Origin of the sequence: Nocardia noduli, assembly GCF_019038455.1 — a bacterium.
GTDB classification, from domain to species: domain Bacteria; phylum Actinomycetota; class Actinomycetes; order Mycobacteriales; family Mycobacteriaceae; genus Nocardia; species Nocardia noduli.
In genome coordinates this window covers 52,357-77,723 of record NZ_JAFMPL010000021.1, presented here as the reverse complement: position 1 = coordinate 77,723, position 25,367 = coordinate 52,357, and the positions used below count along the sequence as shown (strand labels likewise).

Here is a 25,367-nt window from a genome sequence, read left to right as displayed (position 1 = left end):
TCATGCTGCAATATCGCGGTACGCATCTGGCGCGACACGGACTGATCGGAATGGTTCTGATCAGCTGCGTCATCCTCATCGGAGTCCAGAGCCAAAAAATCATCGACTGGGCCACCACTATCCGATACGAGGCGGTCTTCGCCGAGGCAGGCGGGCTCGGGGTGGGCGACGATGTCATCGTCTCCGGCGTCAAGGTCGGAAGAGTCGCCGAGGTGTCGCTGAAAGGGGGTGACGCTCACGTCGTCTTCAGCGTCGACGATGGTGTCGAACTCGGTGAGAACACCTCCGCCCACATCAAGACCGGGTCCCTGCTCGGGAAGAGAGTGTTGACGCTTGTCTCGGACGGCGGGGGCGCGTTGCGGCCGCGCAGTGTCATCCCGGTCTCACGGACATCCTCGCCCTACTCGTTGACCGATGCGGTCGGCGAACTGGCGACGAATGTCGGTGAGACAGATACCGAAGTGCTCAACGAGTCGCTGGACATGCTCGCGGCAACTCTCGATCAGATAGCGCCCCAGCTCGGCCCGGCCTTCCAAGGTCTGACCGACCTGTCGCGTTCGATCAACAGCCGTGACGAATCGCTGCGGAGCCTGCTGAGCTCGACCGCCGAGGTCACCGGGGTCCTGTCCGAACGCAGTACGCAGCTCAATGCGTTGATTCTGGGCGCTAATTCTCTGCTGGAGGTCTTGAACGAACGCCGTCAGGCGATCGTGGATCTATTGGCAAACACCGCCGTGGTGGCCGAACAGCTGTCAGGCCTGGTGGCCGACAACGAAGCGGAATTGGCGCCGACGCTGGACCGACTGAATTCCGTGGTGGAGATGCTGGAGAACAACCGCGACAACATCGGGGCCGCGTTGCCCGGACTGGCCAAGTTCGCCCTCACCCAGGGGGAGTCGGTGTCCAGTGGACCGTATTACAACGCCTACGTCGCGAATCTCCTACCCGGTGCAATGATCCAACCCTTCGTGGATGCGGCGTTCGGGTTGCAGCCGACGCCATCCACCTCGATACCGCAGTCGGAGCCGCCGCGATGAAACGACATCGGATACTACCGATCATCGCAGCGGTGCTGGTGGTGACCGCGGTTGCCGCGGGGACCGTGGTCGGCTGGAAGGCCGTCTTCGGTCCGTACACCATCCGCGCGGTCTTCGCCTCCGCCACCGCCATCTACGACGGTGACGACGTCAGAGTGGCGGGTGTGCGAGTCGGTTCCATCGCCGCTATCGAACCACGCGGTGCGACAACGGAAATCACTCTCGAAGTCGATCGGGACATTCGGATACCGGCCGATGCCAAGGCGGTGATCGTGGCACAGAGCCTGGTCGACTCCCGCTACGTACAGTTGACGCCGTCCTATCGCTCGACCGGGCCGACCTTGAACGACGGTGCTGTCATCCCGCTGGAGCGAACGGCGGTGCCCGTCGAATGGGATGAGGTCAAGACCCAGCTGACGCGCCTGGCCACCGAGTTGGGGCCGGATAGCACTCTGGTCTCCAGTTCGGCGGGCAGGGTCATCGAGAGTGCCGCGAACGCGCTCGAGGGCAACGGCGACAAACTGCGCCAGACCTTGGCTCAGTTGTCCGGAGTCGGGCGGATATTGGCCGACGGCAGCGGCGATCTGGTCGAAACCATCCGAAATCTCCAACAGTTCGTGACCACATTGCGTGACAGCAAAGAGCAGATCGTCCAATTCCAGAACCGTCTTGCCACATTGACCAGCGTCCTCAACGAGAGCAGGTCCGATCTCGATGCCGCTCTGACGAATCTGTCTGTCGCGGTCGGCGAAGTTCAGCGGTTCGTCGCCGCGAATAGAGACAAGGCGAGTGAGCAGGTCCAGCGGCTGGCGAACGTCACCCAGAATCTGGTGGACCATCGCAAGGATCTGGAACAGGTGCTGCACATTTTCCCGACCAGTATCGCGAATTTCTACAACATCTATCGGCCGGATACCGGCACCGAGGCGGGCGCGTTCGCGTTGAACCAGTTCACGAATCCGGTGCAATTCGTGTGTTCGGCCATCGCGGCGGTCGGCAACGCCACCGCGGAGGAAGGCGCTCGCAAATGCCGGGAGTATCTGGGACCGGTTCTCGGACTGATGAGCTTCAACTACCTGCCCTTTCCCCTCGATCCGATCACGGGCCCGGCGGCGCCGCCGGAGAACCTGATCTACACCGAATCCCGTCTCATTCCACCGGCCGTGAACACCCACGGCGTGACGCCCCCGACACCGCAGAGCCTGCTCGACATCTTGTTCCCCGGAAGGCGCCCAGCATGAGCGGTAAGCGATCGAGCATGTCGTGGCGTCGCAGTACCTTTCTCCTCAGCCTATGCGCGACGATGAGCGCGGCGGGATGCGGCTGGCAGGGCGTCGAGTCGTTGCCGTTGCCGGGAGCCGATGGCCGCGACGGCGACGCGACGAAGGTCACCGTCGAGATGGCCAATGTCGGTACGCTCGTATCGAACTCGCCGGTATTGGTCGACGATGTCGTGGTCGGCAGCGTCGCGGCGATCAGAGTGGCGGGATGGCACGCCGAGGTCGACGTCTCGATCCGCGGCGACGCCCCGGTCCCCGCAAATGTCGTGGCGACGGTCGGACAGACCAGTCTGCTCGGCTCCAGCCACCTCGCGCTGAACACCCCGGCCGGGGCCGCCCCGGCCGGCCGACTCGAATCCGGGGCGCGGATCCCGCTCAACGACTCCTTCACCTACCCCTCCACAGAGCAGACCCTGGCCTCGCTGTCGGTAGTGGTCAACGGCGGCGGGCTGGGACAACTCGGCGACATCATCGCCAATCTGAACGACGCGTTCGACGGTCGGCAAGAGCAAGTCGCCACGCTGATCACCCGGCTCGACACCTTCATCGGCACCCTGGACGCGCAACGCGATCGCGTCATCGGCTCGCTTCGAGCGCTGGACCAACTATCTGCCATCTTCGCCGACCAGCGCGATGTCACGACCGACGCACTCCGGCGTTTGCCGTCGGCGTTGGATGTCCTTCTGCAACAACGGCCGAATCTCACCGCCGCGCTGGACCGGTTGCGAGCATTCAGCGATACCGCCACCTCGGCCGTGGACGAGGTCAAGGACGACCTGCTGACCAATCTGCGCAACCTGGAGCCGACGCTGAAGGCCGTGGCCGACGTCGGGCCCAAACTCGACATGGCCCTCGCCTACGCCACGACGTTTCCCTACGACCAGAAGACGATCGACCGAGCCGTGCAGGGCGACTACATCAACCTGTTCGCCACAGTCGACCTGACAGTGCCGCGAATGCGGCGGGAAATACTGCTCGGCACGCCGTGGGCAGATCCCACCGCGGTCGTGCAGGCGGCGGTCGGTGATCCGGGCTACGCACGCCAGACACGCAACCCGCTCGGCGTCGGGATCGAACCGTCGCCTTCCCCGCCGGTCAACGGAGGTCGCTGATGCTGCTGTCTCGCTTCGTACGATTCCAGTTGGTCATCTTCTCGGTTCTGTCGGTGATCGGGCTCGTGACCATGGCCACCGTCTATATGCACCTGCCGAGGCTGGTCGGAGTCGGAACGATCAGTGTCTACGTCGATCTGCCCGCCAGCGGCGGGTTGTATCGGTTCGGCAACGTCACCTACGGCGGCGTCGAGGTAGGCAAGGTCACCGCTGTCGAACTGACCGACGACGGTGTCCGCGCGAGACTCGAGATCGACGACTCCCGTCAGATCCCCGCTGATCTGGAAGCCCGGGTGCGCAGCGTATCCGCGGTCGGCGAGCAATATGTCGACCTTCGACCTCGCACCGACAAACCGCCCTATCTGCGAGACGGCTCGATCATCGCGGCGACCGACACGTCGATACCCCAGCCGGTCGGCCCCATGCTGGACAAACTCAGCGCCATGATCGGCACCATCCCGAAGGACAAACTGCACGAAGTTCTTGATGAGATGTTCAAGGCTGTCAACGGCGCGGGCTATGACCTGAACTCCTTGATGTCATCGGCCGAGACTCTGGCGGCACGGCTCGACGAGGTCGGCGACACCTCCAGGATCTTGTTCGAGGACTCGCAACCGCTGCTGGATTCGCAGGTACGAACCCTCGACGCCATCCAGGTCTGGACACGCAGCCTGGCTGGTGTCACCGGACAGATCGTGGCCGACGATCCCCAGGTACGCAGCCTGTTGCAGACCGGGCCCGGCTTCGCCGAGCAGACCTCGCGGCTGTTGGAATCGGTGGAACTGACATTGCCCATTCTTCTTGCGAACCTCACCACGGTCGGTCAATTGGCGGTGACCTACAATGCGGGTCTCGAGCAGCTACTGGTGTTGTTGCCACCCGGAATCTCCATAATCCAAGCCGTTCAGCCCATCAACAACGCCTCCGGACTCGGTCTCGGCGACTTCAGGCTCGGCGGCATCTCGAACCCGCCGGCTTGCACTGTCGGGTTCCTGCCACCGACGGCGTGGCGCTCGCCCGCCGACACCACGACCATAGACACACCCGACGACCTGTACTGCAAACTGCCCCAGGATTCGCAGATCGCGGTCCGCGGCTCACGCAATATCCCTTGCCAGAACAATCCGGGCAAAAGAGCGGCGACGGCGGAATTATGCAATAGCGAAGAACAATTCGTACCTCTGGCCACCGAGCAACCGCTGATCGGACCGTACCCCGCCGATCCGGGCCTCGAAAGCCAGGGAGTGCCCTCGGATTCCCGCCCGTTCCCGAATCCCGACGGCGGCGCACCGGTGGCGCCCGCTGCCACCGGACCGGCTGTCGGCTCCACCCCGACGATCGGCACCGCCCGATACGACCCGCGGACCGGCAGCTACCTGGGGTCGGACGGCAGGCTCTACCAGCAGGGTGACCTCGCGACGCCTGCGGGCAAGCCGTGGACGGACATGCTGCCGCACTGACAGGACACGAATGATTCGGCCGGCGCGGCTATTCCGACTCCGCCCACCACATCTGCACGCGATCGATATCCTCCGAGGAACCGACAGAATGAAACATCCCGAAAGTAGTGACGAAGTCGCTACCGCAAGCGATTGCGACCAGACATCCGAACCATCGGCCCGGCGGCTGCAACTTGAAGTGGAAGAAGCCGAGGCAGAGGTCGCCGCAGCCGAAGCGGCTTCCGAAGCGGCTCGCGCCCGTGTCAAGGCGGCCCGACTGCGGCGACAAGCCGATGCGCGCGCGGCCGTGCCGTCCCCGGCCGTGGGTACTCCCCGGTCTGTCGACGCTCGAACGGTCCCGCCCACGAACGCTTCTGATGCCGCCGAAGTCGTCGACGGCGGACCCTCTGCGGGTTCGACGTCCAACGACCTCGATCCCGACGATATCTCGCACGCTGGTCGCCGGTCATCCGGTCGGCGCGGCTTCGCGGCGCGCCGACCGGGCCGCAGAGAGATAGCGGTAGTGGCCGTCGTCGCTATCGCGGGAGCCTTCGCCCTCACCGGTTACACTGTCTGGCGCCATCACGACGTAGCCGACAAGGACAGGCAAACCGCGGAGTTTCTGGCCGCCGCTCGCCAAGGCGTGGTCGCGCTCACCTCGCTCGACTTCAACAATGCCGATCGAGATGTCCAACGCGTGCTCGACAACTCGACAGGGACCTTCCGCCAGGACTTCCAGAATCGCGCACAGGATTTCACCACCGTCGTTCGGCAATCGCAGGTGAGCACACAGGGCACGGTGAACGAGGCGGCGGTGGAGTCGATGACCGGTGACTCGGCCGTCGTCCTCGTGGCCGCAAGCTCCCAGGTCACCAATTCTGCCGGAGCACAACAGGAACCGCGTACCTGGCGTCTGAGTGTGACGGTGGCGCGGGACGGAGACCGTATCAAGATGTCGAAAGTCGAGTTCGTAGCGTGAACACCTCTACCGTCGAAGACCACGCGGTGCAGCATGCCGACAACGAAAAAAGCCTGGTCGCCGTAGAATCCGAGAATCCGAAATCCCCGCCTACCCGGAGTCGTGCGGCGCGCGAGATCGTGCGGATGACCCGGTTCGTGCGTCGTGAACTGAGGATGGCGATCCTGGTGGCAGTGCTGATCGCCGCCACGGTATCGGCGGCATCGGTGTGGTTCACGCAGTATCGGCAGGACAGTCGGGTCGACGAGACGGCCGCGCGGTCCGCCGTCGATGCGGCTGCCACCGGCACGGTCGCTCTGCTGTCCTATGCACCCGATACCATCGACCGTGACTTCGCCTCCGCCAAAACGTATTTGACGGGCGATTTTCTCGGTTATTACAGCCAGTTCACCCAGCAGATCGTCGCACCCGCGGCCAAGGAGAAGTCCGTCAAGACGACTGCGGTCGTCGTACGTTCGGCGGTCCGTGAGTTGCGGCCGGACTCGGCCGTCGTCTTGGTATTCATCAACCAGACGACGACGAGCGCCGACAAACCCGACCCGGCGATGACCGCGAGCAGTGTGCGGGTCACGTTGGCGCGCCTCGACGACCAGTGGCGGATCTCGTCGTTCGAACCGGTCTGATTCTCGACGAGCTCGTTTCGGGCGTTCGCGTGGTCGGTGTTGGAATGTTGCAACAGTAGTAGTTGTATTCCGACCGCCAGTGAGAGTGTCACGCCGACAGGAACGGGATGCCGAGTAACAGTGGTGGAGTGACGCATACGGCCATTTCGATGGTTGGGTGTAGTAGGTGTTTCATGAGCCCGTTGAGCCCGTGGAGCGGGTGACGCTGTGGTGTGGCCACCGCTATCCAACTCGAGACCTCATCTATGGGCAGTCCGCCCGGGCGGGCCGAGTCCGCTCGGCGGGGCACACCCGCGGAGTCGAGGTAGGTGGAGAACCCGATGGTACCCGGGGCCGCGGGGACTTCGTGGCGGGCGCCGGGCGCGATGATGGCCAAACTGGGTGAGCGCGGTGTGCCCGGCCGCGTCGGTCAGCTCAGCCGTCGAGCCCGAGTTGGTGGGGTGTCCCTATGTTCTTCGCAAGTCGAGGGTCGCGCGCCAAGGGAGACCAGGAGACGGGGTGGCGGGTGGTACCGGCGCCGGTTGCTGCGGATCGGCAGCCGCGGTGGCATGCCCGGCGATCACCGCGAATGCCAGGGCCAGGGTTGATCCCACGATTGGTCGTGCTGGCGTTCAGGCCACTTTGCCTACGCCGATCGTACGGTCGGGCCGGTGTCAGAGAACCGAAACGGGTGCGGTCCGAGCGCTGACGTGTTCGGGAGCGTAGCCCGTGAAAATGATATTTTCAATCCGCTGCGTCTCGAAATCTTCATGCCCTTCCGGGACCGCCTCAACTGCCTGCGGCACAACCTCTGTCGCCCAGCGCTCGGGCGAGGAGATCGCGAGCGGCAACGAGAACATGACCGTGACCGGTCGGGCTGCGGCGTGATCGGCACGTACAACGGTTACTACGCGGGGGACATTCCGCGGCTCCGAGGTGGTGCAGCGGGTGCCACAGATCGTCCGGAGTGCCCGCCCCGATCGGGGAGCGGAAATCGACGTTCGCAAGAGCCGCCGCGAGCCCGAAGTATCAGTGCTCTCGCGTCGCCGGTGGCGGCGTGGCGTGTGGTGATACGCGGATCAGTCGCTCGCCGAATCTGTCGGTGAGTGTCGTGTCGAGTTCGTCGTCGGTGATTATGTGGTCGACTTCCTCGGTTCCGGCGATTCTGGCGAGTGCGCGGCGGCCGAGTTTGGAGCTGTCGGCGACGACGATGGTGGCGGCTGCGGCAGTGATCATGGCGCGTTTGAGCGGGACTTCGAGGGTGTTCATATTGGTGATTCCGGCCATGGGGTCGATAGCGTCGGCGCCCAGGAACGCCCAGTTCGCGGTGTAGTCGCCGAGGAAGGTGATGGCGTGTTCACCGACGAGGGTGAACACCGAGCCCAGGAGTTCGCCGCCGGTGACCAGCAGCCGGGTCTCGGGCAGCCCCGCTACATATTTGGCGATGCGCAAGTCGTTGGTGATCACGGTCAGCCCGGTCCGGCGGCGCAGTGCGACCGCGATCTCGTAGGTGGTCGAGCCGCTGTCGAGGATGACGGTGTCGCCGTCGCCGATGAAGTCGACCGCCGCCCGCGCGATGGCGGATTTCGCGTCCAGTCGTTCGTTCTCCTTCATGGCGTAGGGCAGTTTCGCGGTGACTCCGTGGGTCGCACGGGCGCCACCGTGGGTGCGTTGTGCCTGGCCGGAACGCGCGAGTGCGTCGAGGTCGCGTCGGATGGTCGAGGTGTCGACGCCCATCTCGTCGGCGAGTGGTGGTGGCGCAGGCGGGTATCGCGCCGATGCTTTCGCCGGAGCATGTTCAGGCGTGGATCGATGTGGTGGATGTGAATTTGATCGGTGTGCTGAACGCGGTGCATGCGGCTCTGCCTTATCTGAAGGAGGGTGGGTCGGTGATCGCGACGGGTTCGGCGGCGGCGTTCATGCCCAACGAGCAGGTCGCCAATCCTGGTTCGGATCCGGGTGGTTCGGGTTATATCGTTGCCAAGCAGGGGCTTTCGGCGTATATGCACGAGTTGGCGCGGGCGTTGTCGCCGAAGTCGATTCGGGCCAATGTGGTGCATCCGACCAATGTGGATACCGCGATGTTGCAGTCGGATGCGATGTATCGTTCGTTCCGTCCGGATCTGAAGAATCCGACCCGGGAGGATGCGGTGGTGGCTTTCCCGGTGCAGCAGGCGATGCCGATTCCGTGGGTGGATGCGGTCGATATCAGTAATGCCGTGGTGTATCTGGCGTCGGACGAGTCTCGTTATGTGACCGGTTTGCAGTTACGTGTCGATGGTGGCTCGTATCTCAAGTCACACGCCTACCACCCGTAGCTGCTGGCTGACCGAAGGCGCGGTTCCGGCAGACCAGATCGAGACCATCTGCCAGGCAATCCTGTCGTGCCCCGAGCGCGCAATTATCGAACTGTGATCGACCGAGGAATCATCTATGACTGAAAACAACGTTCCGAGCGCGCTGGGGACCAAAGGTTGCCCCATCGTTTTCGAGCGTCACAGCAAGGGTTTTCGTGACTCGGTAGACGAGCGGACCAAAGAATTGCACAGCAAGTGCCCGATCGCATGGTCGGACTCCTACGGGGGCTACTGGGTGGCCAACGATATGCCGCAGGTCTTCGAGGTCGCCCGCCAGCCCGGCCTCCTGTCGAGTGACTACGATGCGAAGGGAGAGCGGAAGGGCTATCAGGGAATTCAGATTCCAGGCCAGCCCGGCACGAGGGGGCGAAGTGGATTCATCGAGATGGATCCGCCGGAACAGCAGGACTTTCGCAAACAGTTGAACCCTCATCTGTCCCCTGCCGCGGTCGCGCGTTGGGTGCCCGTGATCGATGAACTCACCCGGGCGTGCCTCGATGAGGTCATCGAATCGGGCCGTATCGATTTTATCGACGACCTCGCCAATATCGTGCCTGCCGTGCTGACGATGGGTCTGCTCGGGATGCCTCTGGCGGACTGGGACGTGTACTGCGAGCCGGTTCACGCGTCGGTGTATACGGATCCGACATCGCCGGAGATCTTCGATGTGGTCAGGCGCCTCGCCGAGTCCGACAAACATCTGAGCAGTTGGATCGAGAAGATTCGGGAGGAACCGCGACCGGGACTGATCCATGCGCTGAACACGCTCTCGATCGACGGTGAAGAGATGGTTCCCCACGCGGATGTTCTGGGGTCGTGCAAGCTGCTGATCGGTGGCGGATTCGATACGACCACGGCGTTGACCGCTCATTCACTGGAGTGGCTCTCGCAACATCCCGACCAACGCGAGGAACTGCGCCGCAACCTGGACACGATGCTGGATTCGGCGACCGAGGAGTTCTTGCGTTTCTACACTCCCGCGCAGGGTGACGGTCGGACGGTCGCGATGGACGCCGTGATCGACGGTGTCGAATTGAAGGAAGGCGATCGGCTCTGGTTGTCGTGGTCCATGGCGAACCGGAATCCGGATATCTTCCCGAATCCCGACGAGATCGACCTCGACCGCACAGGTAACCGCCACGCGAGTTTCGGTCTCGGTGTACACCGGTGCATCGGGTCGAATCTGGCACGAAATCTGTTCAAGCGTATGCTGACCCAGGTGCTCGACCGTATACCGGACTTCGTCTGCGACGAAGCGGGCGCGATTCATTATCCGTCGATCGGCTTCATCAACGGTATGCAGAAGCTGCCCGCGACCTTCACTCCTGGCAAGCGAATGGGCGATGGCCTGGAAGCGACGATCGCACGCCTACAGGTCATCGTCGACGAGCAGCGCCTTGCCGAACCTGTCACGAAGAACAAAGCCACAGCGAAGATCTGAAGCCATCGGTGCCTCCGCTGGCAGACATCGAACAAGGACTCGTTGGTAGTGTCGCGCGCTTCCGAGCCCTTGACCAGCACTCGGATTCTCGGCCTCGACTGAGTGTGGGATGGCGCCGCGATGAGTTTGTCGTCGCGGTCGTCGGTAATGACCTTTGGCTTTGCCTCGGGTGTCCGCATCGAGATCGCCGCCATGGAGGCAGGTATGACGCTACCGTTGTTCGATGACCCACGGGCGACCCGAGAGTCGCTGTATATCAACGGAAAGTGGGGACCGGCACCCGCCGGCGAGACTTTCGATGTCGCCAATCCTGCTACGGGAGAGATAATTTCGGCGGTGGCGGCGGGGCAGGCGGTGGATGTCGCCGCGGCTATAGGAGCAGCCGAATCGGCATTCGACGACTGGTCCGGCCAGACCGCCTACGAGCGCTCGAAGGTTCTCGTGAACGCGCACCGAATCATGCTGGAGCGCGCCGAGGAATTGGCGGTCCTGATGACCATGGAGCAGGGTAAACCGCTGAGGGCGGCACGTACGGAGGTCGCATACGGTGCCGACTTCCTGATCTGGTTCGCCGAAGAGGCCAAACGCGTCTACGGTTCGACCATTCCTTCGGCTCGCCCGGATCAGCGGTTCGTCGTTCTGCGGCAGCCCGTCGGTGTGGTCGCTGCGATCACACCGTGGAACTATCCGGTTTCGATGATTACCCGTAAGGTGGCGCCGGCGCTCGCGGCGGGGGCGTCGGTGGTCTTGAAGCCTGCCAGCCAAACCCCGCTGACCGCGATCGTGATGTTCCAGATCTTCGAGGATGCTGGTGTGCCGGCCGGGGTGGTCAATCTTGTGACCACCCAGAATCCGCGAATCTTCAGCGAGGCGGTCTTGGCCAGCAAGGCTGTTCGCAAGATCACCTTCACCGGTTCGACCGAGGTCGGCAAGCTACTGGCCCGCGAGGCCGCGTCGACCATCAAGCGGGTTTCCTTGGAACTCGGCGGGCACGCGCCGTTCATCGTGTTTCCCGACGCCGACCCGGTGCACGCGGCCAAGGGCGCGACATTGGTGAAGTTCCTCAATACCGGTCAGGCGTGCATCAGCCCCAACCGGATCTATGTCCACCGATCGATCGCCGACAGTTTCCTGGAGACGCTGGTCGCGCGGACCGACAAACTGCGTCCGGGTAACGGTCTCGATGCCGCGAGCGGCGTCGGGCCCTTGATCGATGAGTCCTCGATCGAGCGTATGCAACGACAGGTGGACAACGCGCGCGAGCGCGGCGCGCAAGTTCTCACGGGTGGTGGCCGTCTGACGGGTGCAGGTTTCGACGGCGGCTACTTCTTCGCTCCGACGGTGCTCTCCGGTATTACGCCCGAGATGGATATCTACCGTGAGGAAACCTTCGGACCGATCGCCGGTGTGACCGTTTTCGACGATGAGAACGAAGTCATCCGCATGGCCAACGACACCGATTATGGTCTGGCCTCGTATGTCTACACCCGAGACCTTTCCCGCGCGATGCGCGTGAGCGAGAAATTGCGCTTCGGAATGGTCGGTATCAACGACATCAATCCGACCTCGGCCGCGGCTCCGTTCGGCGGCGTCAAAGAGAGTGGCCTCGGGCGTGAAGGCGCCGCAGCGGGCATCGACGAGTACTTGGACACCAAACTGATAGGAATCAGTATCGACACCACCGGACCGGACGAGAAAGCGGTACCGGGGCCGACGAATTCATGAGATTCTCCTGCCACAACCGAGTGCTCTCGAGACGGTCCACCACTGTCATACCCCCGGAGTCGCCTTGACCTCGGAAGCGACCGCAACCTGGGATCTGGGTGCTGGAGGACGCCCTGTTGTCTTGTGCTGCGGGCCGATGTCCGTGGCGCGATCTACTCGGTATTCGCCGACGAATACACTGAGGTGGAGTTCGGCAAGGTCCATCGAGTCCCCGGAGGTCGTACGGTGAACTCCAGGGACTTGCGTTACTTTCTCGCCGCAGCGGAAGAACTGCACTTCACTCGCGCGGCGGAGAGTCTCTTCATTACCCAGCCGGCTCTGAGCAAGCAAATCGCGAGCCTGGAACGTGAGTTGGATGCTCGGTTGTTCGTTCGCCGACGTGATGGTGTCACGCTGACTGCGGCGGGTGAAGCGTTGGTCGAATACGCCCGTCAAATCATCGAACTCGACCAGGAAGCTCGTCACGCGGTTCGGCGAGCGACGACCTCTACCCGCACAGTCACGTTGGGATTCTACCTCGCCCCCGGGCAGGACCTTCTCGGGAAGATCATCGAATCATTCTCTGCGCGGCATCCTGAGATCCATGTGGAGTTACGCCGCGCCGATTGGGCGAAGAAAGGTGCCGGAGTAGAGGGCGGTGAATCCGACGTCGGTCTGATCTGGCTACCGCAGGACAAGCGGATGCGGCGATTGAGGTTCCACCGGCTTGGCCTCGAAGCCATGGTGATCGCATTGCCCGCGGGCCATCGTCTCGCGTCACGTAGAACTCTGAATCCGGACGACCTGGCCGAAGAGACTGTGTTCATGGTGCCGACCGCGGGCACGGTGTTCAATCTGCCGGTAAGGGATCGTGGGCGTGATCGGTTGCGCGTGGTCACGACGATCGATGAGACGCTCGTCGGTATCGCGAGTGGCTTGGGCATCATCGCGTTCACCGATTCGGTGGCTCGCTGGTATACCCATCCGGGAGTCGTTTTCGTCCCACTCGAAGGTATCGAGCCTGCCGACTATTGTGTGGTCTGGCGCGCGGAGGACGAGTCGCGTTCGGAGATCCGGGATCTGGTCCGGGCCATCGTGAACGCGTGGAATTCGCTCGTCGCGGCAACCTGACGCTGTCATCGATGGAATCCCGCCGCTGGACTCTTTCCCGGTGCACCTCGGCATGATCACACGAAGAAGCCGGTCGCGGGAATCGGCACGACGACATAGAAATGGTCGTCGAGCCTGCTCATCCGGTGATGCTCTATCGGACGGCAGCCGGTACGGTCGCACCGAAGTGGCGGGTGAGGGCGCCGAGGAAGTCGCGGGCATGGATGATGCTCAGTCGGGATCCGGGCACCATGTTGTAGCCGTGGGGGCCGCCGGGGTGCACGTGCAGTTCGGTCGGAATCCCCTTCTCCAGCAGTCGCTTCGCGTAGGTGATGTCCTCACCGACGAAGAGGTCGAGGGTGCCTACACAGATGAACGCAGGCGGTAGGCCGGCAACGTCTTCGACCCGGGCGGGGGCGGCGTACGGCGAGACGTCGTCCACTCCCGGCGCATGCCCGAGATACGACGTCCAGCCGTAGACGTTGTCGGAGGTGGTCCAGACGACTTCGCCGGTGTGCGCGTACGGTGTGGCCGGGCCCGCGGTGCGGTCGTCGAGCATCGGATAGATCAGCAGTTGGAACGACACGGGGACGATGCCTTTGTCGCGAGCGAGGATCGCGACCGCGGCGGCCAGTCCGCCACCCGCGCTGGCCCCTCCGACCGCGATTCCGGTGCGGTCGATACCGAGTTCGTCCGAGTTGTCGTGCAGCCATTTCAGCGTGGCGTAACTGTCGCGGAGTGCGCCCGGCGCAGGAGTTTCCGGCGCCAGGCGGTAGTCGACCGATACGACGATCGCGCCCGTCTCGGTGGCGATCTGGCGGCAGGTCAGATCATCGTCGTCTGCCGAACCCATCACATAGCCGCCGCCGTGATGCCACACCAGGGCGGGGTGTGGAGCTGACCTGTTTTGTGGTTCGTAGTAGAGGACGCGCACGTCAGGATCGCCGTCGAGACCGGGCACATGGCGCTCGGTGCGGGTGATCGTCGGAAACACCCGCGGACCATCGGGAGCCGCGGTCATCTGCGCCCTGATACGTTCGCGAACAGCATCCACTGTCTCCGGGCTCAGCCCGAAAGGCGGGAACGCTTCGATCGTGGGCGCGATCTCGGTTTCGACCAGGTGGCGGCTGGACGAATCAGCGGAGTTCATCGACGATTTCCTGTCTTCAGCTGGGTCAGGAGCCCACGACGGACGACCGGGAGTCGGTTTCGTGCGTGGCGGCGGAGAGAGTGAAGCCACGATAGTCATCCGCTGCGACCTCGTCGCAGATCTTGCGGTAGGTCCCGGCTCCCGCCACGTAGGGCATGAAAACACGGGCCTTACCCGGGATATTGGCGCCCGAGTACCACGAGTTTCCCTGTGGGAAAAGAGTGTGTGACGCCACTTCGTTCACGTGCTCGACCCACTTGTCCTCCTCGTCGACAACCGCCTCGACTCGCGTGTAACCATGTTCGCGGAGATAGACGAGAAGGTCGGCGACCCAGTCGACGTGCTGCTCGATCGAGATGATCATGTTGGCGAGCACCGATGGGCTGCCCGGTGCTGTCAGCATGAACAGGTTGGGGAAGTTCGCCGTCGCGATGCCGAGGTAGGTGCGCGGCCCGGCAGCCCACTTGTCACGTAGCAGTTGACCGTCGATGCCGCGGATGTCGATGGCGTTGAGCGGGCCGGTCATCGCGTCATAGCCGGTGGCGAACACGATGACATCGAACTCGTATTCGGTTCCGCCGACGCGCAGGCCTGCGGGGGTGACTTCCTCGATCGGGGTCTCGCGGACGCTGACGAGATCTACGTTGTCCCGGTTGTAGGTGACGTAGTAATCGGTGTCGAGACAAATGCGCTTCGCGCCGATCGGATAGCCGTGTGGCACGAGTTTCTCTGCGGTCGCCGGGTCTTCGATGAGGTCGCGGATACGATCCCGGACGTACTCGGCGGAGAATTCGTTTGCCTCGAGGTTGATCGAGGTGTCGTTGAAAACGCGCAGGAACTCTACGCCGCCGAGGTTCCATCGATCGGTCAGCAGTTCCTCGCGCTGCTGGTCGGTCACAGAGAACGCGCTCCCGACCGGCGGGGTACCCGGGACGCCCGACGGCGCGACACGCGCTGCCGCGCGCCGCTCTCGGAAGTTGGCCTTGAAGTCGGCGATCTCCTCGGCGGTGAGTGGACGGTTGCGCGCGGGGAGAGAGAACGCGGGGGTCCGTTGGAAGACCGTGAGATGGTCGGCCTGCTGCGCGATCTGCGGAATCGCTTGGATACCCGATGATCCGGTGCCGATGACCGCGACCTTCTTGCCGCTGAAATCGACGCCCTCGTGCGGCCATCGCCCGGTGTGGTAGGTCTCGCCCTCGAAGGTGTCGATGCCGGGGAACGTGGGCACGCGTGAGGCCGAAAGGCAGCCCGCCGCCGTGATCAGGAATCGTGCCGCGACGCGCTCGCCACGATCGGTGGTGATCACCCACTCCTGCGAGTCCTCGTCGTAGTCCGCGGACTCGACGGATGTCTCGAACGTGATGTCCTTGCGCAGATCGAAGCGATCGGCCACATGGTTGGCGTAGGCGAGGATCTCGGCTTGGGCCGGATAGAGTTCGGTCCATTCCCATTCCTTTTCGAGTTCGTCGGAGAAGGAATAGGAATAGAACAGCGACACGACATCGCAACGGGCTCCGGGATAGCGATTCCAATACCAGGTGCCGCCGACGTCGGTGCCGCGCTCGAAGACGCGGGCCCGCAGTCCGAGGTCGTCGCGGAGGCGATGCAGCGCGTACATGCCCGCGAAGCCCGCGCCGATGACGACGGCGTCGCACCGCTGGATGTCCGACATGAAGTAGGCTCCTTATGCTCGCGGGCCGTATTGCGGAAATCGGCGGACCGGGGACCGATCGATCCGAGGGCGTGGACGGACATGATCAAGAGTCGGCACTCTCTCGGTCCACTCCATGCTGCTAGGAATCGTGCCGTCGGTCACCGGTCAAACAGCGCGAATTGCGCGCCAGTTGGCGATCGCCGCCGTTCACCCGGGAACTCGGTCGCACCGTGGCACGGAATGCTCGGCTATCGCGCGCCGTCCAGAAATTCCCGGAAGCCGTGGCGCGGAAGCGGTCCGATCGCCAGCTGCTCGAGCACGCCGAGCCCGGATTTGCCGTTCCAGGTGGCACGAACGAGTTGCTGCACGTGGAGATTCTCGGGAAGCAGCGGATCGAGTGTCTTCGGCTCGTACACCTCGACTGCCACGGCGGATTCACCCTGCCACTTCCCGTGAGTCCACGTGGGATGCCCGTAGCCGAGCCCCTTCATCTGAAATGACATGACGGGATCGAGGGTGATCGAGCCCATGCTGTCGTGGTCCGGGTTCCGCGGTGTCAGGACCGCGGTTCGTGCGCGTCGATGACCGGGTAGCCACGTGATCTGGTGGTCGACGTGAGCGATGCGTGCCGGAGGGCCCGCCGGTTTGGGCACGACGGCGGCGTCATGGACCCACTGGGTACCGTCTTCACGTTCGAAGATCAGGAAGTGGAAGCACTCCGACTCGAAATGGATCGGTGACCAGAGGAACAGGGTGCTCGAAGGTCTCATGGATGCGGCGTCTTTGGCGCCGGGGGACAGGCGAGCACCCCAGGAGCGGTCCTTCGTCGCGTACACGCCGTCACCGAGATCGGTTGTCCTGCCGTCGATCTCGATGAAACCGGTCCATATTCCCCATTGGGTGGCACGGGTCAGGTCCATCAGCTGCCGATTATCGGAGAACGATGTCTGATGTGTTTCTTCGAAGGCATCCGTGGTCGCGGTGTATGTCAGCTCGGCACGAATCCCGTGGTCGGGAGAGTCGATGACGACGCGGTTCACTTTCATCGGTTCGACGATCTCGATGCGGAGCGGGCCGACACTGACGTCGACGGGATCCGAGTTCATTCGACCGCTGCAGTGCAGCGAAGTCTGCCGTCCGTCCTGGAGGACGGAGAACGCGCCGTCGGTGATCTGCTTGTTCGGGTGGTGGCACAACGCGATTCCGAACATGAGATCGTCGCGAAAGCCGTTGAACCAGAATCGGTCGTAGTGGTTCGGATTCCCTGCTCCGGTCTGGCCGAGAGGCTGGGAAGTCTGGTGTACCGGGTAGTCGTCGAACGGAATCAACACGATAATCCTTAAGGCACCGCTGCGACGGATGGGTCCGATTCCCGTGACGCGCCCGGGTTGTTGGGAAGGTTTCGATGCAATGACGGTCTGCGTATTTCGCGGTATGCGTTGATGATCGGTGCGAGTTCGTCGGGGTTGCTCCCGTGCATGATCACCCCGTCGACGCCGAGATCGAACTGCCGGTCGACCAGTGCGGCACAGTGACCGGCGGAACCGACGGCGGCCGCTTCCAACCACTCGGGGGGAAAGATCTCCGCGATATGGCGAAGTTGGTCGGGCGTTGCGAGCGTATCGATGGCTCCGCGAATCGATGTGACGACCTCGTCGGCGCGGAAACGTTGCAGTACCGAGGGATCCCATTGATTGGTCGAGACCATGAGATCGCCGTATCCCTGCAGGTAGCTGGATAGCCGACCGACGGTCTTCTGCAGGACGACGTCCTCCGGCAGCCCGGAATCGATGGTCGCGTAGCACGACCAGATTCTGACCTCGGAAGGATCGCGACCGATACGTTCGCATTCCTCGCGGACTGTCCGGACACACCGTCGGGTGGTCTCGTCGCTGAAGAACGTGTGCAGGACCACCGCGTCGAACGACCGCGCGGCCAGGCGCAGTGAACGTGGACCGAATGCCGTCATCAACAGGGGGAGAGAGTATTCCGGCCGAGGCCGGACCTGCAGATAGGGCCACGATCCCGCGGGGCCGTCGTGTCCGACGAGTGGGTCGCCGCTCATCAGTGCCGTGACTATTCCGGCGAAATCCGCGAGTTCCGCGGTGGTCGCGACTCCCAACCCCATGGCTCCCAAGGAGCCGGCGACGCCGCGCCCGATTCCGAGCGTGTAACGACCCCGGGTCAGTGCTTGCATGGTGCTCGCGTGCGCCGTGGTGACCAGTGGGTGGCGGAGATTGAAGTTGGTCACCCCGGTAGCGATACCCAGTTGGGAGGACACCGCCCCGATCGCGCCCGCTATGGTGGCGGCCTCCTTGACACCGAGACGTTCGGAGATGAAGGCGCTACCGATGCCCAAGTGCTCGGCCCTGGCCGCCTCATCGATGAGAACACGGGGATCGGCGGTGCCGCCGGCCAGGGCGTAGTAGCCGATCTCGGGAAGGGGGTGCTTCGTCACTGATGTCGTCCTCTGTTCCTGGCATCCCGATGAAGAGGCCTGCCGCTGGGGGCTCGCTTCGCCCCGGGCGTACGAACGTGCCTACATCGACGTTACGCACTGTCCATTCGACAGTAACATCACGTCATTATTTTGAATAGATATTCATTCCTGTCGAGTGGGCGGTGCCGAGCCGATTGTCGGAGCTTCGAAGGCCCCTCCGGATGAACCGGCCTCGTTCATCGAAGGGGGCCGGTTCAATCCGGTCGTTGTCCATGGTTACGTCGCACCCGGCGAGGCGTGGACGGCGGCGAGAGCCTCGAGATAGTCGAGGTACTGCTCGAGGGTCTCGTGTGGTTGTCCGACGGACACGATGGTGGCCCCCGCCGCTGCGGTGGCGGCGAGAGTGTCTTGGGTGCGACCGGGTTCGTTGATCGGATCGAGGGGTTCGACAGGAGGAAGCACCACCTCGAAGTCCGCCGGGAGTTCGACCCTGTCCAACCACTGCTTTGCCTGCTCCGGTTCGACGGCGAAAGGGGTCCAGCCGTCGGCCAACTCCACGGCCCGTCGCAACGAGCGGAGTGTGCGCCCGCCCGTCCAGATCGGGACTCGGTCCTGCACCGCGCACGGATCGACCACGAGGTCCTCGAAGTCGTAGAACTCGCCGTGGTAGGCCGGTTTCGGTTGGGACAGCGATGCGCGCAGGGCCCGCATCGCGTCGTCACCACGCGGTCCGCGGTCGGCGAAGGACACGCCGATCAGGTCGAATTCCTCTTTCAGCGTGCCGACGCCGACGCCGAGGATCAGTCGTCCGTCGCTGACCACATCCAATGTGCCGTAGCGCTTGGCGATTTCGAGCGGGTGGTGGTAGCCGAGCACCAGAACGTGTGTCGCGAAACGGATCTGCCTTGTCCGTGCCGCGAGGTAGCCGAACGTCGCGAGTGGATCCCAGTAGCGCGCCCCGCGCCGATCCAGGGCCTCGGCGGGGAGCGCGATGTGCTCACTGCATGTGAGGTGGTGGTAGCCGAGACGGTCAGCTGTCTCGGCCACCCGTGCGACATCCTCGAGGGTCCCGGTGACCTCCCAAGGGCCGTAGGCGCCCTTGGTCAACGACAGCACCGGAGTGACAATTGAGAGTTTCACTGTCATCGTTCCGTCATCCTTGCATGTACCCGCCGGCGTCGACAGGGATCGACTGCCCCGTGATCGTCCGGCTTTCGTCGCTGGCCAGGAACAGCGCGAGGTTGGCGACATCCTGGGCGGAGGAGATATCGCGCAGCGGCACCGATCGCAGCAGGTTCGCGCGATGGGTTTCGACATCGACCCCCTGTTCGTCGGCGATTCTCTTCACCCAGTTCTGCCACAGTTCGGTATCGATGCTGCCCGGGACTATGCAGTTGCAGCGAATGCCGTGCTGTCCCGCCTCCAGCGCGACGGTCTTGGTGAACGCGCGCAGGGACGCTTTCGCCGTGACGTAGTGCGTTTTGCGTTCCATGCCGTTGTAGGCGGCGGTGGAGGAGAAGTTGAGGATCACGCCCGAGCGACGTGCCAGCATGGACTGTTTGATGACCTCGCGCGTGCACAGCATCGCCGCGGTGACGTCGACCGCGATAGTGGCGTTCCAGTTCTCGAGAGTCTGCTCCCAGATCCACAGGTCGGTTCCCGGTGTGGCGGCGTTGTTGCAGAGGATGTCCACGTGCCCGAACTCGTCGATCGCGCGTGCGACCATCGCCGCGACATCGGATTCGCTCGTGACGTCGACGCGCATGGCGATGGCACCGTCACCCGCTTCCTTCGCAGCCTGCTGGACGAGTTCCTCCCGGCGCGCGGCGAGCAGCACCCGCGCGCCTTCGCGGACGAAGTTCTCGGCCATGACCGGCCCCAGGCCGGTGCTGGCGCCGGTGATGATCGCGACCTTGCCTGCCAGTCTCCCGGTGCTCACTGTGTGACGTCCTCGAACAGTTCGGTCAGCGAGTCCCGGAACAAGCGGAGTCCGCCCCCGGTCGCGTCGAGAAGTCGATTGGTGCGCCTGCGTACCCGCCATCCGCTATCGGCTCGGGCGACCTCCCAGCGGACCGCGCTGACCCGCCACAGGAAGGAGCGGTCCTCCTCGCGTCGCATGATGAGCGAGTAGTTGAGTACGGTCGCCTCATCGCCCTGGAGGTCGATGAGCAGTGGTCCGGCGAAATGCGCGACACCCGCGGCGATCAGGCTCTGGTGCAGGTCGGCCTGCAGCATGGCGTCGACCTCGGCGCTGCCCTGGTACGGCTGCCCGTCGGCATCCCAGTCGTAGAGGCCGTCCTCGAGCCACAGCCCACCCGCGAAAGAGGTCAGACCGGCGTCCGCGGCGGGGCCGTAGGTCATGATCAGTCGATTGATCGCGGCCTCGTCCTCGAGGCGACGCACTCGCGCGAGAAGCTCGTCGAGTGTGGTGCTGTACTCGGAGTCGGCTTCATCACCTCTGCGTGATTCGGAGAGTTCGCTGTTCGCGGTCATATTTCGCTTCCTTCTGTGCCCATGTTCGTGATGGTCGCTGCCGGGCGCCGTCCGTGCGCAGTTCGCGCCGATCGGCCTTCGCTGGCCCGCGCCAGGTCGACGGCGGCATCGCGGGCGAGCGGCATGACGTAGCCACCCAACGGATTTCATGGTCCGCTGCTTCGCGCGGTCCGGCTGGGCCTGACCCCGGAACCGCAACATGAACCTATCCGAACTGCAATTCAAATGTCCACATTGATGTTCATTCTATCGGGTCGGCAGTATTGGTCCACCGGGAGTCTCCCCTTTTTGTCATAGCAATTCGGCATGGCAAAGGGTATTGGAACAAGAGGAACCGCATGGAATACCATCCGAGCGCCTCGGCTGTCGGCCACCTCGTCACCTGCGACCCGGCCCCTGGCGCTCTGCCGCTCCCCGGGAGTTCCCTACGGTTTCGTCAAGGAGTTGGGAACTCCGGAACCTGAGCTACGTAGGATGAGGTTGGTTCAGAGGGATTGAGGGTAGTAGCCACGGTCGTGTGGAGCTGCGTGTTCGCGACGGTGCACTTGTTCAGGGCTTCGGGTGGGGCTGGCGTCGTCAGCGGGCTCGGATCTGGCGGCTCGTCGTCCGCCGATGTTCGTTGCCGCTGGTTTGTGTGTGGGGCTGTCGCGCTTCTGGCCGGTGCCGTTTTCGTCGGTGTGGCAGGTGAGGTATGCCGCGCCGGGTCATGGCGTGGATGATCGGGCTTGCCGGCTGGCGTTTAGGTCGCGCTGGCCGCGGATGCGGGCGGCGTCCGTCGCGAGGTCGGGCCGCACCGAACTCGGTGGAATCGGGTGCTGTGGAATCCGTGGTTCATGCTCGGTGGTGTGTTGTTCATCGGCGCGGGTCGGGGTATCGCGAAGCGTTGTTCACGGCCGACCGGTCGTGCCGGGGCTCAGGCTGCGGTCGCCCGGCGCGTGGCTCGAGTGGTGGCACCGATTCTTCAGGCGCTGGATGGTAACGCGTGCCTGTCGGCAGGGCTGCTGAATACGAGGTTTGTCGTGACGTGTCCGAAGGTGACCAGTTTTCGGCCAGTGACTCGAGGTCGGGCATGGATCGCGCCACGACCTCGAGCAGAAAGCAGTCCTCGCCGGTGAGGTGGTGTGCTTCGAGGATCTGCGGGGGTGTTGTCCAGAAGCTCGTGAAAGAGTTTTCCCGTGCCGATGGTGAGACGAACGCGGATGAACGCGTGAGGGACCAAAAGTGGCTGAGTTGCCGTTGATTGCCGGTTCGCATCATCGGTTCGCGAGACGACGATTGGTTCATGACGAACGATGCCGCGCGTCGCGGTGATGTCGCGATCATCGCGATCTTCCTGTCGGCCTTGATGTTCGGGCTGGAGATATCCAGCGTCCCCGTGCTTCTCCCGCTCGTCGGAGACCTTCTTGGCGGTAGTTCACCGACCCGCAGTGGATTATGAACGCCTACACGATCGCCAGCGTCGTCGTCTTGGTGGCGGCCGGTGTGCTCGCCGACCGCTGCGGTCGTCGGGCGCGTGTTCATCGCAGCCGTAGCCGGTTTCGGTATCACGTCGCTGTTGTGCGGTCTCGCCACGGGCGTGGGGATGCACGTCGCCGCCGTTGCCTCGACCGTGCTGCTGGGTTACACCTTGCCCACCTTTGTCCTGCCGCCGATCGCGGAGCGGCTCGCACTGCGTTTCGGTGCGCCCACCATGGTTCCGATCGGATTGGGGATCATCAGCCTGGGGCTGCTGCTCTACTTCGGCTGCTCGGCGAGTGACCCGAACTGGGTGAGTACCTTTCCCGGTTCGCTCGTCGCGGGGGCCGGACTGGGACTGACCAACACACCTGTCACGAACACGACCACCGCGTCGGTACCCGAGTCGCGTTCGGGTGCGGCCTCGGGTATCGACATGACCGCGCGCCTGACTTTTCTGGCGATCAATATCGCTGTCATGGGATCGCTACTGGTGACCGGCGTCGCTGGCAGCTTGCGCGAAGCCCTGCCCCGGGTGCCCGAGAATCAACTCGCCGACCTGGCGACACAGGTTGTCGACGGTGACGAACCCGCCTCGCTCGTGAACGCCGCGCCCGGTCCGGCACTCGGCGAACCCGCCGAAGCAGTCTTGGAAGCCGTTGATCCACGGGACGGCCGCGCAGGTGGTGTGCTGTTCGGCATCGGGCAGGCCATCCGAAGTACGCCGGTTGCGCGGGTGGCAGTGAGTAGTCCGTCGTAGGTGTGGCGTGTTTTGGCTGCGTCGGCCCGGGTGAGGGTGACCGGTGGCTCGAATTATCGGCCGTTCATCTGTTCAATCGACAGTAAATCTGCTTGAATTATAGTTCATAATTTCGTAACAGCAGGGACATGGGTGGCTCGTCATGGCTGACGGCATCGACCGCCGGGAGTCGGATGAGCATGCCGTGTGCCACCGGCGGGAAGAGCGTGGGTCGTCGAGGGCGCGGTGACGGCGCCGAGTTCGTCGCACGTACGGTCGGCCGCACCACGCGCGGCGCGGTCGTCCCACGACTTCGGGATATGCGGCAGGCCCACAGGCGCGCCCGCGGTGATCCTCGATGTGATCCGGGGCCTGAACACCCCTCCGCACCTGTGCGCCCCGCAGACGTCGATACGCGTCTAACAACAGATTGGAGAATGATGTCCGACGAACTTGTCACCTACGAGGTGTCCGGCGGGATCGCGACTATCAGCCTCGACCGTCCCGAGGTCGCCAATGCGCAGAACTTCGAACTTCTGGACCGGCTCGATGCGCTGTGGACCGCCGCCGCCGACGACCCGGATGTGCGGGTTATCGTATTGCGAGCCAACGGAAAACACTTCTCATCCGGCCATGAGATGAAATCCGCCGAAGGTCGGTCGGCGAAGTGGACGGTAGCCACACTCTACGAGAGGGAGGCCCGGGCATTCGTCGGCTATTCCTTGAAATGGCGCAACATTCCGAAACCGTCGATCGCGGCGGTGCAGGGTGTCTGTATCGCGGGTGGTCTCCTGTTGGCATGGCCCTGTGATCTGATCGTGGCTGCGGACAACGCCAAGTTCTCGGACCCGGTCGCGACATTGGGTATCGGTGGCGTCGAATACCACGGCCACACCTGGGAACTCGGCGCGCGGCTTGCCAAGGAGATTCTGTTCACCGGTCGTGCGATCACCGCGGCGGAAGCGTTGCATGTCGGAATGGTCAATCGAGTCGTTCCGCTCGCGGATCTGGACTCGGCTACCCGGGAGCTCGCGAGCCAGATCGCGGACAAGCATCCGTTCGCGTTGCGGATGGCCAAACGAGCTGTCAATCAGACCCTCGACGTCCAGGGATTCACCACCGCGGTGCAGTCCGTGTTCGATATCCACTCGCTCGGGCACGGCAATGCCCTCACCGAATGTGGGTATCCGGTGGTGGTCGATCTGGAGGCGATGAAGAAATCGATTGCGGCACAGCACTGATGGCGAGTTCGGCCGGGACTACTCCGGTGGGTCTGCCGGATACGCGCTGCTGACGAGTCGTGATCGATGGGCGGTGTGTCGCTCGAGCAGCGCCGCAACTGACACTTGCTGCCCCCGTCACGAATCGCCGGAGGAGCATCGGACCGAAAGGAGCCGGGATTCATATGCGAATCGCCATTCATTCCGCGACGACGAATGTCGGATCGGTGGAAGCTGTGGTCGCGGAGGTGCGTCGAGCCGCTGACGCTGGGATCGATGGGTACTGGGCGCCGATGCTCGGCGGCCAGGACACCTTGACCGCGCTGGCCATCGCCGGTCAAGCGGTCGGAGGGATCGAGTTGGGCACCGCTGTCGTGCCGATGCCGTTGCGCTCGCCGTTTGCCCTGGCCCAACAGATACGCACCGTTCAGGAGGCGGTGGGCGGTCGTTTCGTGCTCGGACTCGGGACTTCGCACGAGAGCATCACTCGTGACCTGTTCGGGGAGATTTGGCGGCCCCCGCTGAAGACCGCGCGAACATATCTGGAGCAATTGCGGGCAATTCTGTCCGCCGCCGAGGCACGTCGTTCGGCGGGTCCGGTGACCCAGCCGACCGAGATTTTGCTAGGCGCGGTGAATCCGGCCATGATCGGACTCGCGACGGAACTCGCGGACGGCCTTGTGACCTGGTCGGTGGCGGAGGCCACAATCGGTGGCTTGGTGCGAGGCGCGATTCGGGCTGCGGGCAGGGAGGGCGCCTTCCGGGTCGTCGCCGCGCTGCCGGTGACGGTGACCGACGATCCCGACGGCGCCAGGGAAGTCATCCAGGCGCGCTTGGGCGGCAACGACAAGCATCCGTCCTACAGTCGGGTGCTCGATCGTGAAGGTGTGCGTGGTGTGGCCGAGCTGTCGGTGGTCGGTTCCGCCGCCAGGGTGCGCGACCGGCTTGCCGGATTCGCCGAGCTCGGGGTGACCGATTTCGCCGCGCACATCGTCGGGGCCGATGAGACCGATCGTCGGCAGACCTGGGAATTGCTTGCCGAGCTGTCGGAGGAATACCGATTCAACAAGTGGCAGTGAGTATCTCGCGCAGCGCTCGAATCGACCAGGGTGCAGTGCTCCAGCTGGATTACGACGGGTACCTATAATCGAACTA

The 25,367-nt window shown here is 63.7% G+C and carries 23 protein-coding genes and 1 pseudogene; 14 read left to right on the top strand and 10 right to left on the bottom strand.

What is annotated here, in order from left to right; translation table 11 throughout:
* Window positions 1-2: 2 nt before the first annotated feature.
* The 6 genes from JZ792_RS15105 to JZ792_RS15080 all read left to right on the top strand — a co-directional run bounded on the left by JZ792_RS15105 (window position 3) and on the right by JZ792_RS15080 (window position 6,470).
* Window positions 3-1,037, top strand: a complete 1,035-nt coding sequence (locus JZ792_RS15105) for an MCE family protein (RefSeq protein WP_216911092.1) — start codon at window positions 3-5, stop codon at window positions 1,035-1,037.
* Entirely contained in the window at window positions 1,034-2,278 is a 1,245-nt protein-coding gene (locus tag JZ792_RS15100) for an MCE family protein (RefSeq protein WP_216911091.1), read from the top strand. The genes JZ792_RS15105 and JZ792_RS15100 overlap by 4 nt, the downstream gene beginning before the upstream one ends.
* Complete coding sequence (locus JZ792_RS15095; protein WP_308165305.1) at window positions 2,275-3,429, top strand: MCE family protein; 1,155 nt, start codon at window positions 2,275-2,277, stop codon at window positions 3,427-3,429. The genes JZ792_RS15100 and JZ792_RS15095 overlap by 4 nt, the downstream gene beginning before the upstream one ends.
* Window positions 3,430-3,431: 2 nt before the next feature.
* Complete coding sequence (locus tag JZ792_RS15090; protein WP_216911109.1) at window positions 3,432-4,889, top strand: MCE family protein; 1,458 nt, start codon at window positions 3,432-3,434, stop codon at window positions 4,887-4,889.
* 502 nt (window positions 4,890-5,391) lie between these two features.
* The gene (locus JZ792_RS42035) at window positions 5,392-5,847 is read left to right on the top strand and encodes an Rv1363c family protein (protein ID WP_254189846.1); all 456 of its coding nucleotides are present in this window, start codon (window positions 5,392-5,394) and stop codon (window positions 5,845-5,847) included.
* Entirely contained in the window at window positions 5,844-6,470 is a 627-nt protein-coding gene (locus tag JZ792_RS15080; protein ID WP_216911090.1) for an Rv1363c family protein, read from the top strand. The genes JZ792_RS42035 and JZ792_RS15080 overlap by 4 nt, the downstream gene beginning before the upstream one ends.
* Window positions 6,471-7,123: 653 nt before the next feature.
* Here JZ792_RS15080 and JZ792_RS15075 read toward each other — a convergent pair.
* The gene (locus JZ792_RS15075; RefSeq protein WP_216911089.1) at window positions 7,124-7,309 is read right to left on the bottom strand and encodes a hypothetical protein; all 186 of its coding nucleotides are present in this window, start codon (window positions 7,307-7,309) and stop codon (window positions 7,124-7,126) included.
* Between the two features lie 169 nt (window positions 7,310-7,478).
* Window positions 7,479-8,186, bottom strand: coding sequence for a DeoR/GlpR family DNA-binding transcription regulator (locus JZ792_RS15070; protein WP_216911088.1), 708 nt, complete (start codon window positions 8,184-8,186; stop codon window positions 7,479-7,481).
* An 11-nt stretch (window positions 8,187-8,197) separates the two neighbouring features.
* On the opposite strand from JZ792_RS15070, the pseudogene JZ792_RS15065 reads away from it, so the two are divergent.
* The 4 genes and pseudogenes from JZ792_RS15065 to JZ792_RS15050 form a co-directional block, all read left to right on the top strand.
* Window positions 8,198-8,767 (top strand): annotated as a pseudogene (locus JZ792_RS15065) (SDR family oxidoreductase); the annotation flags it as partial.
* 115 nt (window positions 8,768-8,882) lie between these two features.
* A complete protein-coding gene (locus JZ792_RS15060) occupies window positions 8,883-10,247 on the top strand; it encodes a cytochrome P450 (RefSeq protein ID WP_216911087.1) in 1,365 nt (454 codons plus the stop codon).
* Between the two features lie 204 nt (window positions 10,248-10,451).
* Entirely contained in the window at window positions 10,452-11,972 is a 1,521-nt protein-coding gene (locus JZ792_RS15055) for an NAD-dependent succinate-semialdehyde dehydrogenase (RefSeq protein ID WP_216911086.1), read from the top strand.
* 123 nt (window positions 11,973-12,095) lie between these two features.
* Window positions 12,096-13,082 (top strand): LysR family transcriptional regulator, encoded by a 987-nt coding sequence (locus tag JZ792_RS15050; RefSeq protein ID WP_216911085.1) that lies wholly within the window; start codon window positions 12,096-12,098, stop codon window positions 13,080-13,082.
* Window positions 13,083-13,215: 133 nt separating this feature from the next.
* Here the strand turns inward: JZ792_RS15050 and JZ792_RS15045 are convergent, their stop codons facing one another.
* The 8 genes from JZ792_RS15045 to JZ792_RS15010 form a co-directional block, all read right to left on the bottom strand.
* Complete coding sequence (locus tag JZ792_RS15045) at window positions 13,216-14,211, bottom strand: alpha/beta hydrolase (protein WP_216911084.1); 996 nt, start codon at window positions 14,209-14,211, stop codon at window positions 13,216-13,218.
* Window positions 14,212-14,236: 25 nt separating this feature from the next.
* Entirely contained in the window at window positions 14,237-15,883 is a 1,647-nt protein-coding gene (locus JZ792_RS15040; RefSeq protein WP_216911083.1) for a flavin-containing monooxygenase, read from the bottom strand.
* A gap of 230 nt (window positions 15,884-16,113) precedes the next feature.
* Window positions 16,114-17,196 carry an Rv3169 family protein gene (locus tag JZ792_RS15035; RefSeq protein WP_216911082.1) on the bottom strand — a complete coding sequence of 361 codons (1,083 nt, stop codon included), beginning with the start codon at window positions 17,194-17,196 and terminating at the stop codon, window positions 16,114-16,116.
* An 8-nt stretch (window positions 17,197-17,204) separates the two neighbouring features.
* Window positions 17,205-18,323, bottom strand: coding sequence for a TIGR03857 family LLM class F420-dependent oxidoreductase (locus JZ792_RS15030; RefSeq protein WP_216911081.1), 1,119 nt, complete (start codon window positions 18,321-18,323; stop codon window positions 17,205-17,207).
* Between the two features lie 258 nt (window positions 18,324-18,581).
* The gene (locus JZ792_RS15025; protein WP_216911080.1) at window positions 18,582-19,451 is read right to left on the bottom strand and encodes a TIGR03619 family F420-dependent LLM class oxidoreductase; all 870 of its coding nucleotides are present in this window, start codon (window positions 19,449-19,451) and stop codon (window positions 18,582-18,584) included.
* 7 nt (window positions 19,452-19,458) lie between these two features.
* Complete coding sequence (locus JZ792_RS15020; RefSeq protein ID WP_308165304.1) at window positions 19,459-20,244, bottom strand: SDR family NAD(P)-dependent oxidoreductase; 786 nt, start codon at window positions 20,242-20,244, stop codon at window positions 19,459-19,461.
* Window positions 20,241-20,798 (bottom strand): nuclear transport factor 2 family protein, encoded by a 558-nt coding sequence (locus tag JZ792_RS15015; protein WP_216911078.1) that lies wholly within the window; start codon window positions 20,796-20,798, stop codon window positions 20,241-20,243. The genes JZ792_RS15020 and JZ792_RS15015 overlap by 4 nt, the downstream gene beginning before the upstream one ends.
* A gap of 852 nt (window positions 20,799-21,650) precedes the next feature.
* Window positions 21,651-22,052 (bottom strand): Lrp/AsnC ligand binding domain-containing protein, encoded by a 402-nt coding sequence (locus JZ792_RS15010; RefSeq protein WP_254189852.1) that lies wholly within the window; start codon window positions 22,050-22,052, stop codon window positions 21,651-21,653.
* Window positions 22,053-22,080: 28 nt separating this feature from the next.
* On the opposite strand from JZ792_RS15010, the gene JZ792_RS15005 reads away from it, so the two are divergent.
* From JZ792_RS15005 to JZ792_RS14990, 4 genes are all read left to right on the top strand, one after another.
* Entirely contained in the window at window positions 22,081-22,236 is a 156-nt protein-coding gene (locus JZ792_RS15005; protein WP_216911113.1) for a hypothetical protein, read from the top strand.
* A 75-nt stretch (window positions 22,237-22,311) separates the two neighbouring features.
* Window positions 22,312-23,013, top strand: a complete 702-nt coding sequence (locus tag JZ792_RS15000) for an MFS transporter (RefSeq protein ID WP_216911077.1) — start codon at window positions 22,312-22,314, stop codon at window positions 23,011-23,013.
* Between the two features lie 419 nt (window positions 23,014-23,432).
* The gene (locus JZ792_RS14995) at window positions 23,433-24,233 is read left to right on the top strand and encodes an enoyl-CoA hydratase (protein ID WP_216911106.1); all 801 of its coding nucleotides are present in this window, start codon (window positions 23,433-23,435) and stop codon (window positions 24,231-24,233) included.
* Window positions 24,234-24,397: 164 nt separating this feature from the next.
* Entirely contained in the window at window positions 24,398-25,291 is an 894-nt protein-coding gene (locus JZ792_RS14990; protein WP_216911076.1) for an LLM class flavin-dependent oxidoreductase, read from the top strand.
* Window positions 25,292-25,367 lie beyond the last annotated feature (76 nt).